This is a genomic window from Anabaena sp. CCY 9613, from assembly GCF_963920895.1.
GTDB lineage: Bacteria > Cyanobacteriota > Cyanobacteriia > Cyanobacteriales > Nostocaceae > Cyanocohniella.
The window spans coordinates 1-13,794 of the sequence record NZ_CAWUDE010000002.1 but is presented as its reverse complement, the minus strand read 5'-3'; the positions used below and the strand labels follow the sequence as shown (position 1 = coordinate 13,794).

The window sequence follows — 13,794 nt, the reverse complement described above, 5'->3', positions numbered from 1 at the left end:
TTTGTGTATTCTTGTGTAGTTTAAATTGACACAGTGTAGGCAGTTAAACATTGTCTGTGCTGAAAACTGTTACTTAAGCTGACCAATTTTCTCGGAAGTCGGCATACAAAGTCAATCCACCATCAACAAATAAAGTTTGACCAGTAATATAGGCGGCATCATCGGATGCTAAAAAAGCAACAGCTGCTGCCATTTCCTCGCTAGTGCCAGCACGATTCATGGGAATATGACTTTCTACACTAGCCTTTTTTTCTGGGTCATTGATCCAAGCATCATTTATCGGTGTAACTGTAGCACCAGGGGCTACACCATTTACGCGGATATTTTGCTTGGCATATTCTAAAGCTAGGGTTTTGGTGAGGTTTTCCATCCCGCCTTTACTAATAGAATAGCTGAGATAACTTGGTCTGGGAATAATTTCGTGGACACTAGATATATTAATGATTGTCCCGGGAATGTTTTGGAATAGGAGGTGTTTAATAGTTTCACGGGCACAAATAAAAGCACCCCGGAGATTAACATTCAGCACCTTATCGAAGTCTGCGGTAGTTACTTCATGAGATGGGCATTCTGTTTGAATCCCTGCATTGTTAATCAAAATATCTAAACTACCAAATGAATCAACTACACTGTTGACCATATCCACAATATCTGACTCTTCGGAGACATCGCCTTTTACCAACAGCGACTTGACACCACAATTATCTATATCTCCACAGGCCTTTTTCAAAGCCATTTCTTCAGTTTCTTCACCAGGTTCAGGGCTGCTGCGATAATTAATAGCGATATTACAACCTTCTTGGGCCAATTTGATAGCGATCGCCTGGCCAATACCTGAGGTTGCACCTGTAATTAAAGCGTTTTTTCCTTTTAATCCTTTCATATTCTTTACTAGAACGATTGGGGATTGGGGACTGGGAGAGGGGGAAGTATTTTTGATCTTGTCCCTTACTCCCTACTCCCTACTCTCTATAATAGTTATTGCAAATTGGCTGGTACTTCTTCAGGTACGACCCAATAATAAACTGTCCGGCCATCCACATTTAATGTTTGCTCTGGTTGCCACTCACCCATGTCGAAAGCGTGGGAAACAATGCGAGTTCCGGGTTTGAGTTGCTGCAATAGTTGAGGGCGGAGTTTCAGGTTGATATCGGGTAGTAAATAAAGTGTTACTACTGTGGCTTCACTAAAGTCAGATTTGAATAAGTCTTGTTGAACAAATTGTACGCGATCGCTCACTCCTGCTTGTTCAGCATTTTGATTAGCTTCTGCTATTCGTTCGGGGTCAATATCTACACCTACGCCTCTAGTACCGAACTTTTGGGCAGCCGTTACGACGATTCGTCCGTCACCACTACCCAAGTCGTACAGGACATCGTTTTCGTTAACCTTTGCCACTTCTAACATGGCATCTACTACTGACTGTGGTGTGGGTACATAAGGCACATCACCAGGGCGTTCTTGAGGTTGAGTTGTAGCAGGGGTTTCAGTTTGTCCAGCCAAAGTAGGAGGTTCTGTTCCTGCTTCAAAGTCCCGTTGTTGTGTTGTGCATCCTGCAACTCCCAGGCTTGTCAAACTAACTCCTGTAGCCAATAAAAACAGGATTTTTTTAAAGTTCATGATTTTTGTCCTTTGTCGAAAGCGTGTAATTTTCAGTGATCAGTTTTGGGAAGAGGCTAGAAGCTAGGAAGTTTTTTCTCCAAGTCCTTATCTCCCTTGACGGCGGCGATTCCAAAACAACAGGGGAATCCCGGCTACTACAACTAAAACGCCTACAAGTGCGCCCACACCGGTATAAGCCATGCTGGAATAAAGTAAGTAGCCGCAAACAGCACAAAATAGTAATGGAGTTAAAGGATAAAACGGTACCCGAAATGGTCGCAGGATGTGTGGTTCCCGCATTCGCAGGATGAACAGCGATACCCCTGATAACAGGAAGAAAAACCAAAATACAGGTGCGGTATAATCCACCATTGTTTCAAATCCACCACGGGTGATTGTACCTAATACAACTAGTGCTAGGGCGATCGCTAGTTGTAATAAGTAGGCTCTGGTGGGTGTGCTGCGTTTTTGCCAGCGTCCCATAAAGCTAAACAACGAAAAATCTTGACCGAGTGCATAATTAGTACGTGCGCCTGTCAAGATTGTGGCGTTGGTAGCTCCTAAAGTACAGACAGCAATCAGTAGGCTGATAAACCAGGCTCCTGGTTCACCCCACAGAGAACGCATTAAATCTGCGGCTACTGCTTCTGAACTACCCATGTTGGCTAAACCTAGCCCCCGCAGGTAAGCGAAATTAATTAGCAGATAAATGGCGGTGATGATGCCAATACTCCAAAGTAGCGATCGCAGAATGTTGCGTTGCTTATTGTGTATTTCTGCTGAAATATACGCTGCTTCATTCCAGCCCCCGTAAGATAGCAGCACAAACACCATTGCTAATCCCCAATTTCCAGAGGTTGCAGGCTCTGTAGGTACTGTGGTGTTAGGAACAGCAGTGATTCCCAAAAGTACTACTAGTAATAAACCCAGAATTTTCGCCAAAGTCAGTAAGTTTTGCACCCACTTACCTTGTTGCAAACCGAGAATATTTAAAGCAGTTAAGCAGGCGATCGCTATTGCTGCATAAACAGAAGATGAAAAAGTCCCAAAGCGCCATATCTGAGAAGCATAATCGCCAAAAACAAATGCCAACAGCACAATGGAACCTGTTTGAATTACAGTCATTCGTGCCCAGGCAAATAAAAAGGCGACTTCTCGCCCGAATGATCGCTTAAGGTAATAATAGACACCCCCCACATTGGGATAAGCCGTCGCTAACTCTGCATAGCACAGCGCTCCCACTAGAGATACGATGCCACCAGTCAGCCACAATAGCAGTACATTTATATTACTGCCTGCTTGAGCTGCCACTAGAGCGGGTGTTTGAAAAATACCTGCCCCGATGACTATACCGACAATCACTGCTATGGCATCTGGTAATGTCAACAGTGGTTTAGGTTCTGCTGTCGCTTCAGTTTTTGCTCCTAACTCAAATGAATTGTAGTTTTCCTGGCTACTCACATTAATACCTCATAAGTGTTGAGTGCTGAGTGAAAAATCTTCCTCGGTATACTCAAGACTTTCAGAACTCACGACTCAGCACTACTGTTTGGGCCGTGAGACTCGGTGGGGGCCACCAACCCCAGAAGGTGGCGGCCCTTCAATGCTTTCTACTCTTGCGGCTATGGTGATGTCTTGAGGGGTTTGCAAGTCCACAATCCTGGTTTTTGATGCCAAAACTAATTTAGGAATTGACAGCACAGGTATTGTGGCTGCTATGGTCACAATTGTCAACTTTATTTAGTAGGTATGACTAAATGATCAACTGAACTTTTCGAGGATTCATCTTATTTCCTCACACTTTGTGAATGTGAATAAATTGGAGCAAATAAGCAAAAGTATTAAGGAGTAAGCAATTCCTCCCATATTTTTATTATTAACAATAAATGTGACCAAAAAGTGACAGCAGCGCATTAGAAAAATAAAATATATATATGATTAATGGCTTTTTATTTAATAGCATAAATCTTTTTTTCGTCTGTCTTATGCATGATTTTACCAGCCAGCCAATCTATCTTCAGGCAGTTTTCCAAAGATGTGTTTTGGTTAATTATTTCCTATTTAATGGGATATGATGCGCCACAACTTGATTACAATTGTAAAATCCATCTAGCCAGGTTGAGATAAATTAAAACTCCCAACACATCAACAGCCGTGGTAATGAATGGTGCTGACATTAGAGCAGGATCTAGCCCAAATTTACGGAACAAAAATGGCAAAGCGGAACCAGATACTGAAGCTAGGACGCATATAGAAACTAAACTAATACCGACGGTGATTGCTACGCCCCAGTCTCCTTGGAGGAAAAAGGCCCAAACTACTACGACTGTACCTAACATTGCTCCTAACAAGACACCTGCGATCGCTTCTCCTCTGATTACGCTCAAGGCTTCTTGAGGACGGACATCTTCTGTGTTCAAACCCCGAATGACAACGGTGGAAGACTGCGCTCCGACGTTACCACCTGTGCCAATTAACAAGGGTATAAAAGCAGTTAAGGCAACTACCTTTTCTAAAATATCTTCTTGGTTGGTAATCACCGCCGCCGTAGCACTATTAGTGACCAATAGAATTAGTAGCCAGACTACGCGCTTACGGGCAACAGTAAATAAGTTAGTTTGAAAATAATTATCACCACCGGATTCTAGTCCCCCTAAAGTATAGATATCTTCAGTGGTTTCTTGTTCTAAAATATCTAGGACATCATCTACTGTGACAATCCCTACAAGCCGTTGCTCTGTATCTACGACAGGAATTGCTACAAAGTCGTAGTGCTGAATTGTCCGGGCAACTTCTTCTTGGTCTGTACCTGTGTTCACAAATACCACATCACGGGTCATGATGCTGCCAATAGTTTGTTCTGGTTGCGCGACAATCAAATCTCGGAGTGAAAGAATGCCAGTCAAACGACGAGCATCATCAGTCACATAAATGTAATAAATAGTTTCTCTTAAGTTAGCTAAAGAACGAATTTGGACTAATGCCTGAGTCACTGTGATATTTTCTTTGAGTGACAAATACTCAGGAGTCATAATTCGCCCAGCTGTATTAGGTGCGTAACCTAACAGCAAAGCAGTTGCATTTCGTTCCACCGGACTGAGTTGTTGTAATAGTCGCCGGACAACTTTGGCAGGTAATTCATCAAATAGGCGAGCGCGATCGTCAGGCGACATGCGATCAACAATTTCCTGCACATCCTGACGCTTAAAATCTTCTAGTAGCGTCTGCTGCACACTGGGATCGAGGTATTCAAACACCTCAATCGCTTCTTCTTTAGACAACAACCGAAAGGCGATCGCTTGGGTAGCTTCTGGTAAACCTTCTATGGCTTCAGCAATATCTGCGAACTGGACAGGAACTAACAAAGCTTTAGCGCCTTGAAAGTTTTTTTGTTCGAGTAATACTTGCAGCTGCTCGCGTACTAACTCCTGTATCTCTTGTCGGGATCTGCTTTGCATAGGTGAACTGGAGGGTAGCTAATTCAGGCAGTGTATTTGAGCTTTGATTTGCTCCCATTTGATTGGAACTATGGCCAAGTATAAACAACAAATGCAATTGTCAGATCAATGACCTTGGGCAATTTTGTACCCAGCCTGGAGATATTGGTGCAGTTATGGGGAGAATGTCAAGCTACTATCACGTTAATGGCAATTCAATTTGAAACAAAGAACCTTGTCCCAGTTCACTGCGAACACTGAGATGACCGTCATGGGCGGCGACAATTTGTTGAGCGATCGCCAATCCTAAGCCAAAACCACCGGCAGAACGTGTGCGTTGCTTATCCACCCGATAAAACCGCTCAAATATATGCGGTAAATCTTCGGCAGGAATGCCAATACCGTTATCTTCTACTTGAATTACTACCTGACCATACTCAGTAAATAAACGTAACTCTACCTTCCCGCCCTGAGGAGTATATTTACAAGCGTTACTCAAGAGATTCATGACTGCTTGACGTAGGAGATCAGGATCTGCGTCCATCATAATTGAGTGTTTTGGTAAATCACTCTTTATATGTAAATGCTGGGCAGCAGCTTTGATAGTTTGGGAGTCTAATAATTCCTCTAGCAAATCACTCAAATCAACATATCTTAAAGATTCTGGAACTAAACAACCCCCCCGACGTGCTAGAAATAGCAGGTTACCAATGAGAGTATTCATTGATTTGGCAACTTCTACAGTTTTTTCTAAACGCAGATGCTTGGTAGCACCATCATCAATGGGAGCTAGCAAGCCCACCTGAGCATTACTGAGGATTGCTGCTAAAGGGGCGCGTAATTCATGAGAAGCGTTAGCGGTGAAGCGCTGGAGTTGTTGGTAACTATGGCGAATTGGTAGCATCGCCAGTCCCCCTAAGAACCATCCCGCAAGGCTTGTCAAGCCTAAAGCGATTAATACTGTGAATACCAACAACAGCAGAAATCTTCTTAAAGTCTCTTGAGCGCGGGTCATCGGTAATGCCATTTGCAGATAGCCGATTACCTGGCCATTATGCTGCACTGGAAGGGTGATTTGACGTAGCCAGATAACTGTTGATGATGAAGAATCCTGATCATTGCTAAGTTTAATTGTCTGAAATTCAAAAGTTTCCTTTAATTTTTCCGGTGGAATTGGCCCAAAGAACCGCTTCAGTTGTCCTTTAGCATCGTACCAACGTGCGTAAACAACTTCACTATCTGGAGGGGGTGGGTTATTGCCTAGCAGTGGGACATTACCCAGAAAAACTTGTTCCTGTCCCTGATGTGGTTTGTACTTGACATTTCCTGTAATCACCCTAGCTTTTTTGTAGAGGAGTGAATCTATAATCTCTAGCTGTTGCAGCGATTCCTGATAGTACAGCGTGCCGGCAAACATGATCAAAATACCTCCCATCGATAAAGTAAACCAACGGGCTAAATTGCGACGGCTACGGTTGAACATCTGTTTGGGTTATTGATCAATGGTCATTGGTTATCCCTACATTTTGCTTGTTCTTTCCTACTCTTTGGGATTAATCCGATAACCCATACCATAAACTGTTTCAATCCAATCAGCAGCATCGACTAATTGCAAACGTTGTCTAAGACGGCGGACTAGTGTTGTTGTGGCGTTACTTTCTGGTTCGCTACCCCATTCCCATAATGCTTGTTCTATTTGATTACGACTGACAACTTGATGTGGGTGATGCATGAGGTATTCTAATAGCTGAAACTCACGGGTGGATAACTCTACAGATGCCTGTCCTTTTGTAACTGTGAGATTAGAAGTATGTAGTTTTAAGTCAGCAAGTTGCAGAATATCTCCTTGCCATTGGGGCGATCGCCTGCCTAATGCCCTTACTCGTGCGAGTAACTCAAATAAATCTGTGGGTTTGACCAGGTAATCATCAGCACCTGCATCTAAACCTGTCACTTTATCTAGAGTGGTATCTTTGGCAGTCAGCATCAATATGGGTGATTGTTTTCCTGCTTGTCGATACTGACGGCACAAATCCAATCCGCTAATTTCTGGTAACATCCAGTCCAGAATCAGTAAATCATAATCTCTTTGGCTAATCACCCACTGAGCGATCTCGCCATCTTCTACCCCGTCTACAATATGTCCAGCTTGTGACAACGCTGTTTGCAAGGGTTCTAATTGTTCTAAATCGTCTTCTACTAAAAGTATTCGCATCGCCACAAGTTTTGCTCTTACTTCTTTAATAGGGTAGAAAAAACAACTCAATCTGTCTTCCTCCAGTAGTAGGATTTTTAACAGTCTGGAGAGTGAGTATTTTTGCTGACATACGCAAAGTTCACGTAATTACGTCATGACGTTAGCGTTAGCCTTTTCAAAGGGGTACGATAGCCACGTAGTCGCCTACAACTCTGGTATTGCTAGAGCCTCCGGCACGTTACGAGAATCCTACACGGAGCCTGTTTTGGTCAAAATGACAAATTTTGCTGGCGTAAGTCCTGTTTTTGAGGCAACTTGGTATTAACTACTGATTGAGGATCATAGTTATGTTTCTACGTCGTTGGCTAAAACCCTTAAATTTTCTAGGGTGGGAATTTTGGCTTCCTTTACCTGTTTTGGGTATTGTCTTTTGGTCTAGTGGTAACCTAGTTGTAGAAAAGGTGTTGAGCCGACCTTACAATACAGTAAATAAACTTCAGACTGATACCCGACCAGAATTTCATTTATCTATACATTTATTAATGATTCGAGCGGAAATTGATCGCCATCGAGGAATTAGTGAAGTGATAGTTAAAACTACAGACTCTAATACCCGAAATTTTCAAGTTCCGGTGACAGATATCAGCTTATTAGAGACTGCGATCGCTCAAGAATTAGGTATGTCAATTGATCACGTCAGGAAAATCGTGCGCTATCAAATCAATGAGTAATTATGCTTAAAATCTGCTGCTAGGGAAAAGCAGAATGTCTATCATTTCCCCTGTAATTAAACCAAACACAGCAAGGATAGTTAAAACCCAAAAAGAATCCAATTTATTGAAGCCAGCAAAACGCATTTCTAAGTCAGCTAAAAATGTAGTCGCTATGGGTATGAGAAAGAGACTGAAAAAAATTGACCAAGTTTCGACTAAAGCGATTGATAAACTTAAAAATAAAATTACAACTAAGATTCTCGAGCCAAATTGCACTAATCGCTCTAACCAAGCAATACTTTTGCGGACGATAGCTATGGCCAGGGTGACTACAAAAGCTCCCGCCAGCCAAATGATATGATGAGCGGCAAGATACCACCCCAAAAGAGCATAAGCTAACCAGAGTAGTACTAGGGGCATTACCGGAATCCTGTTAAAAAATCCCACATTCATTATTGTTTTTCCCCCGCTTGTCAAAGCTATAGAATGGGTATCTTAATTCTAATGAAAATATAGCGTTTCTCATTTTAGCTTAAACCTGTGAGATGATTTTTTCAAACATAATTACAGCTAATCCGCCACAAAAATATAAAAAGATTTATTATGGGTGGTAATGATGATCTAAATTGTGAAAAAAAGGCATATAGGCTATGTTGACTGAAGAATTAAATAATACAGTACCTGTTACGGTTTTGACTGGCTATCTAGGTGCAGGTAAAACAACTCTGCTTAACCACATTCTCACCTATGAACATGGCAAAAAAGTAGCTGTAATTGTTAATGAATTTGGAGAAGTAGGTATTGATAATCAACTAGTTATTGATGCAGACGAAGAAATTTTTGAAATGAATAACGGCTGTATTTGTTGTACAGTCCGGGGCGACTTAATTCGCATTGTGGGTAACTTAATGAAGCGGCGTGATAAGTTCGACCATTTAGTAATTGAAACCACGGGGTTAGCCGACCCGGCACCAGTAATTCAAACATTCTTTGTAGATGAAGACATGCAAAGCCTACTGTCTTTAGATGCAGTAGTAACTGTTGTTGATGCCAAGCATATCTGGCAGCATTGGGATGCAGATGAAGCTCAAGAACAAATTGCCTTTGCTGATGTGATTCTTTTAAATAAAACTGATTTGGTAACACCAGAACAGTTGAATGAATTAGAACAGAAGATTCGGGCCATGAACGCTATGGCTAAAATCTACCGTACCCAAAACTCCCAACTAGATATGGATGCTTTGTTGGGTGTGAAAGCCTTTGATTTAGAACGCGCTTTAGAAATTGATCCAAATTTTTTAGGTGAAGATACCCATGAACATGATGAAGCCGTTTATTCTGTAGCTTTGGTAGAAGCAGGCGAACTAGATGGGCAAAAATTAAACACGTGGCTATCTGAGTTATTGCGTACCCAAGGGCCAGATATATTTCGCATGAAAGGCATTTTAAATATTGCTGGAGAAGATAATCGATTTGTATTCCAAGGTGTACACATGATATTAGATGGCAGACCCGATCGCCCTTGGAAACCCAACGAAACCCGCAAAAATGAACTAGTATTCATCGGTCGCAATCTCGATGAAGCCCAATTGAAGCAGGATTTTCGCGCTTGTTTTGTGTGAGTTAAAGGCTAGAGGCTAGAAGCTAGGGGCTAGAGAGGAAGAAGCAGGAAAAACATTTGGGACTAGTCTTGCAATCTTTCTTCCTCATCCCCCCACTCCCTACTCCCCATTACCCACTCCCCACTCCCTATTTACCTATGAATCCCATAACTACTAAATCTAAAGAATTTACCGAACACTATTGCGGGACACTATCAGATTATGTAACCGCGATCGCCTGGTCGCCTGATGGTAAAACTCTAGCAGCGACTTCTGCGGCTGGGGAAGTTGTACTCTGGAATGATGGCGAACTTGTAACTTTACAAACTGGTAACGGTACATCAGTAGACTGTGTAGCCTTTTCCCCAGATGGCAAGTTTTTAGCCGTGGGTGGACAAGATGGACAAGTAAAAATTTGGCAGAATACTGAATTAATTGCCACATTAGAAAATTCCCCCGCATGGGTAGATAAACTAGCTTGGAGTCAAGCCAATAATCAACTCGCTTTTAGTTTGGGGCGTTACGTCCAAGTGTGGGATGCTGATACTCGTGAAGTTGTGGTTACCCTCAATTTTGATAACTCATCGGTATTAGGTATTGATTGGCGCAGAGATGGTCAATACCTAGCTATTGGTGGCTATAAAGGGGTGAAGATTTGGGATAGCCAAAACTGGGATCAGGAACCATATCTTTTAGATATGCAGAGTGTCAGTTTAGCGATGGCTTGGTCACCCGATGGCAAATTCCTGGCTTCTGGCAATATGGATCGCAGTGTGGCTGTGTTGGAATGGAATAACCCTGATCCTTGGGTAATGCGTGGTTTTCCAGGTAAAATTCGCAATTTAGCATGGTCAGAAGCGAAAACTCAACTAGGTGCGCCGATTTTGGCAACTTCCAGCGTTGAAGGGATTGTAGTGTGGGAAAAACTAGAAGACGAGGGTTTGGGTTGGGAAGCCAGAGTATTAACTAATCATGTGGATATTATCACTGCGATCGCCTTTGCACCCAATAGCTTTCTTCTCGCTTCCGCTGCTAGTGATGGCTGGCTATGTTTATGGAACAAAGCTAAACAAGTTTCCCAAGTTCTCACAGGCGTTTCCGCTGGTTATTCTAGCCTAGCTTGGCATCCCCAAGGTAAATTCCTCGCCGCAGGTGGCGACAAAGGTGAATTACTCATTTGGTCTAAAGTCACAAAAGGTCAAGGATTTGGGCGGAGTTAATCCCAATCACCATTGTCGGGAACCGCTATAAGTATACACAGTCATGAAGTTGAAGGTAGTCAATAAATTGGCTATGCTGTATCAGAAATAGTTATTTATTTGTGAATTATGAACATAGCCAAAATGATTTTACTGGCCTGTCCTGTATTTCTTGCTTCCATACTACTAGTAGCAAATCCAGCACATGCATCTAGCCTGAAATCTCCATCTCCTACACAAATGATTTCGGTAGCATCTACCCAAACAATTGACCAATTCACAGCAATACACGTAACCAAAAGATCCAATCCTATCATGGATCAACTTGGTTGTAGCTGTGCTACTTGTGTTCAGGCGAAATTCCAAATGCTACAAGGACATCTGCCATCTGTAGGCTTTTAATATACTTCAAAGTATGAATATTTTCAGGGCACAGCATAACTGTGTCCTTTGTTATATATATCAGTTTGTCGTGAGGACTTTAATCCTCAAAATAAGCTATATAAACATAGCAGTTTTTCGCAAATTAGCAAGGTACCGCTACAATTGCCTTAGATTCATTCGTATGAGCAATAAACCCCATAATCACCACATTCTTCACCTGAAAATGATAATTTTTGTTATACATCCTATTAGGAGTTGATGATGCCAAAAAAATCACCAGCAAATAATTTTTTACGTACCACATCAATCATCTTAGCAATTGGATTTATAGGTTGTGGAAATCAGGCAGCAAGCACTTCATTCACTCAAACCACCACAATAGTAGACGAGAATCTTCCTCGCGTCGTAGCAACTACTAGCGTACTTTGTGACTTAACCAGACAAGTTGCCGAAAATACAATTAACCTGGATTGCTTAGTTCCTGCGGGTACAGACCCCTACATTTATCAACCAAGACCCGATGACCGTCAAGTTCTGGAACAAGCTAATCTAATTCTCTACAGTGGCTACAATTTGGAACCAGAGTTGACGAAAATAATTCAAGAAACTCAAAATTCTGCACCTAAAATAGCCGTGGCGCAACTCGCGGTTTCTCAACCCCAACAATTTCAGACATCTGGTCAAAAAGTAACTAACCCTTATATTTGGCATGATGCCAAGAATACTATCAGAATGGTGGAGGTTATTAGCAACAATTTAGGAAAATTAGAACCAGACAGTGCCGCAATCTATAGTAGTAACGCCAAAGAAATCAACAATGAACTCACCCAACTAGATAGCTGGATAAAGTCAAGAATTGCTACTATTCCGTCTAATCAACGCCAATTAGTCACAACCAGTAATGTCCTGGGTTATTACACCACAGCCTACGGAATTCCCTTGGCGGGAGGGTTAAACGTTGTCAATGGTGAGGAAAAAGTATCAGACGCCAGCGTCAACAATTGGGTTAAAGGTATTCAGAAAGCCCAAGTGCCAACAATTTTTGTAGAGACAACAATTGATCCCCAATTGATTCAACCTGCGGCTACAGAGGCAAATGTCAGAGTTTTCGGTAGAAAACTATATACCCATGACCTGGGAGAACCAGGAAGTGAGGCAGATACCTATCAGAAAATGATGCTTGCTAATACACGCACAATTGTAGAAGGATTGGGAGGAACTTACTTAATGTTTGCGCCCACAGTTCCTTAGTAAATTCACCCCAATGGCATCTTCGGATTGGGGATTAAAGAATACCCAAAACTTGTAGCGACTGTCTTAAAATATTGGGTTCATAAGATTGAAAAACAAAATCCAATCATGATCATTGATTATTAATCCAACACATTAGACTAGACGCAATACTACAAACATTCCAAGTATTTATCTAATCAAGCTAGAAGACTCCCATTACAATGCACCAGCATTTAGCGGGAGATGGCAGTTGCTCATGGGGGAAACCCCCAAGACCGCACTGCCTCATGAATAGCGGTTAAAAACGAAACACCCTGTTAGAAAATATTTCGTGTCACGAAATGAGTATAACAGGGTAGTTGAGTTTTTGACAAAATAATGGTACTGTACTTAACAGTAACCAAACAAAAGAATGATAGTCTACGAAGCAAAAGCAGAGATAACAAAAGAGCAGTTACTTAAGGTAAATGAAGCCTTAAGGACTGCTCTTTTTGTTAGAAATTCTTGCTTACGCTACTGGATAGATGGTCATGCAAAAACTGGTTACGACTTGAATAAATATACCAAGGTTCTGGCTGACAATCCTGAATTTCCGTGGGTAGAAAAACTTAACTCAACGGCAAGACAGGCAATGGCAGAAAGAACATGGTCAGCGATATCAAGGTTCTTTAGTAATTGCAAAAAGAAGATACCAGGAAAGAAAGGATTCCCCAGGTTTAGACGATTCCAAACTAGGCTATCTGTAGAGTATAAACAAAGTGGTTGGTCACTTTCAGAGTGTCGCCAATACATTACCTTTACAGATGGATTTGAGATTGGAAAAATCAAGCTTAGGGGAACCCGTGATCTGAATTACTATCAGATAAAACAGATAAAAAGAGTAAGAATAGTGCGTCGTGTAGATGGGATATACATCCAATTTTGCATCGACCATGAGCGAAAAGAAGAATTAACACCAACGAGTAAAACCATTGGTATTGATTTAGGACTCACCTCTTTCTACACTGATTCTGATGGTAAAAAGATAAATAATCCCAGGTATTTACGCAAATCTGAAAGAGCATTAAAAAAGGCACAACGAAGATTATCTCGTTGTGCCAAGAAATCTAAAAATCGTGCCAAAGCACGAATTAGATTAGGAAGAAAACACCTGAAAGTACAACGTCAGCGTCAAGATTGGTGCGTGAAATTAGCCCAATGCGTAGTGAAGTCGGCAGACATCGTGGCGTATGAGAACTTGCAGGTGAAGAATATGGTGAAAAATCACAAACTAGCGAAATCTATTTCAGATGCGAGTTGGAGTATTTTCACCCAATGGTTAGAGTATTTTGGCAAAGTATATGGCAGAACAATTGTTGCTGTGCCTCCACACAATACCAGGGTAAGCTCATCTAATTTGGTATAGAGTGAGCTTGACAAATTAGCCAA

13 protein-coding genes and 1 pseudogene are annotated in these 13,794 nt (G+C 41.8%); 6 read left to right on the top strand and 8 right to left on the bottom strand.

Annotation, left to right across the window (positions count from 1 at the left end):
- Window positions 1–73: 73 nt before the first annotated feature.
- From ACM0OT_RS01945 to rppA, 7 genes are all read right to left on the bottom strand, one after another.
- Window positions 74–883 carry a glucose 1-dehydrogenase gene (locus ACM0OT_RS01945; RefSeq protein ID WP_414562276.1) on the bottom strand — a complete coding sequence of 270 codons (810 nt, stop codon included), beginning with the start codon at window positions 881–883 and terminating at the stop codon, window positions 74–76.
- Between the two features lie 95 nt (window positions 884–978).
- Complete coding sequence (locus tag ACM0OT_RS01940) at window positions 979–1,620, bottom strand: SAM-dependent methyltransferase (protein ID WP_414562274.1); 642 nt, start codon at window positions 1,618–1,620, stop codon at window positions 979–981.
- Window positions 1,621–1,707: 87 nt separating this feature from the next.
- Window positions 1,708–3,063 (bottom strand): APC family permease, encoded by a 1,356-nt coding sequence (locus ACM0OT_RS01935; protein ID WP_414562273.1) that lies wholly within the window; start codon window positions 3,061–3,063, stop codon window positions 1,708–1,710.
- An 81-nt stretch (window positions 3,064–3,144) separates the two neighbouring features.
- Complete coding sequence (locus tag ACM0OT_RS01930; protein WP_414562272.1) at window positions 3,145–3,327, bottom strand: hypothetical protein; 183 nt, start codon at window positions 3,325–3,327, stop codon at window positions 3,145–3,147.
- A gap of 365 nt (window positions 3,328–3,692) precedes the next feature.
- Complete coding sequence (mgtE, locus tag ACM0OT_RS01925) at window positions 3,693–5,060, bottom strand: magnesium transporter (protein ID WP_414562270.1); 1,368 nt, start codon at window positions 5,058–5,060, stop codon at window positions 3,693–3,695.
- 178 nt (window positions 5,061–5,238) lie between these two features.
- Entirely contained in the window at window positions 5,239–6,522 is a 1,284-nt protein-coding gene (locus tag ACM0OT_RS01920) for a sensor histidine kinase (RefSeq protein ID WP_414562269.1), read from the bottom strand.
- Between the two features lie 57 nt (window positions 6,523–6,579).
- Window positions 6,580–7,254: a two-component system response regulator RppA gene (gene rppA, locus ACM0OT_RS01915; RefSeq protein WP_414545627.1), complete on the bottom strand. Its 675-nt coding sequence runs from the start codon at window positions 7,252–7,254 to the stop codon at window positions 6,580–6,582.
- 329 nt (window positions 7,255–7,583) lie between these two features.
- Here rppA and ACM0OT_RS01910 point away from each other — a divergent pair, with 329 nt between their 5' ends.
- Window positions 7,584–7,967 carry a hypothetical protein gene (locus ACM0OT_RS01910; protein ID WP_414562268.1) on the top strand — a complete coding sequence of 128 codons (384 nt, stop codon included), beginning with the start codon at window positions 7,584–7,586 and terminating at the stop codon, window positions 7,965–7,967.
- 6 nt (window positions 7,968–7,973) lie between these two features.
- On the opposite strand, the gene ACM0OT_RS01905 is transcribed toward ACM0OT_RS01910, so the two are convergent.
- Window positions 7,974–8,402: a hypothetical protein gene (locus ACM0OT_RS01905; RefSeq protein WP_414562266.1), complete on the bottom strand. Its 429-nt coding sequence runs from the start codon at window positions 8,400–8,402 to the stop codon at window positions 7,974–7,976.
- A 197-nt stretch (window positions 8,403–8,599) separates the two neighbouring features.
- Here ACM0OT_RS01905 and ACM0OT_RS01900 point away from each other — a divergent pair, with 197 nt between their 5' ends.
- The 5 genes and pseudogenes from ACM0OT_RS01900 to ACM0OT_RS01880 all read left to right on the top strand — a co-directional run.
- Window positions 8,600–9,571, top strand: coding sequence for a CobW family GTP-binding protein (locus ACM0OT_RS01900; protein ID WP_414562264.1), 972 nt, complete (start codon window positions 8,600–8,602; stop codon window positions 9,569–9,571).
- 137 nt (window positions 9,572–9,708) lie between these two features.
- The gene (locus tag ACM0OT_RS01895; RefSeq protein WP_414562262.1) at window positions 9,709–10,770 is read left to right on the top strand and encodes a WD40 repeat domain-containing protein; all 1,062 of its coding nucleotides are present in this window, start codon (window positions 9,709–9,711) and stop codon (window positions 10,768–10,770) included.
- 108 nt (window positions 10,771–10,878) lie between these two features.
- Window positions 10,879–11,151 (top strand): hypothetical protein, encoded by a 273-nt coding sequence (locus ACM0OT_RS01890; protein ID WP_414562261.1) that lies wholly within the window; start codon window positions 10,879–10,881, stop codon window positions 11,149–11,151.
- Between the two features lie 243 nt (window positions 11,152–11,394).
- On the top strand, window positions 11,395–12,384 hold the full coding sequence (locus ACM0OT_RS01885) for a metal ABC transporter solute-binding protein, Zn/Mn family (protein WP_414562836.1): 990 nt from the start codon (window positions 11,395–11,397) through the stop codon (window positions 12,382–12,384).
- A gap of 394 nt (window positions 12,385–12,778) precedes the next feature.
- A pseudogene (locus ACM0OT_RS01880) lies at window positions 12,779–13,762 on the top strand (RNA-guided endonuclease InsQ/TnpB family protein); the annotation flags it as partial.
- Window positions 13,763–13,794 lie beyond the last annotated feature (32 nt).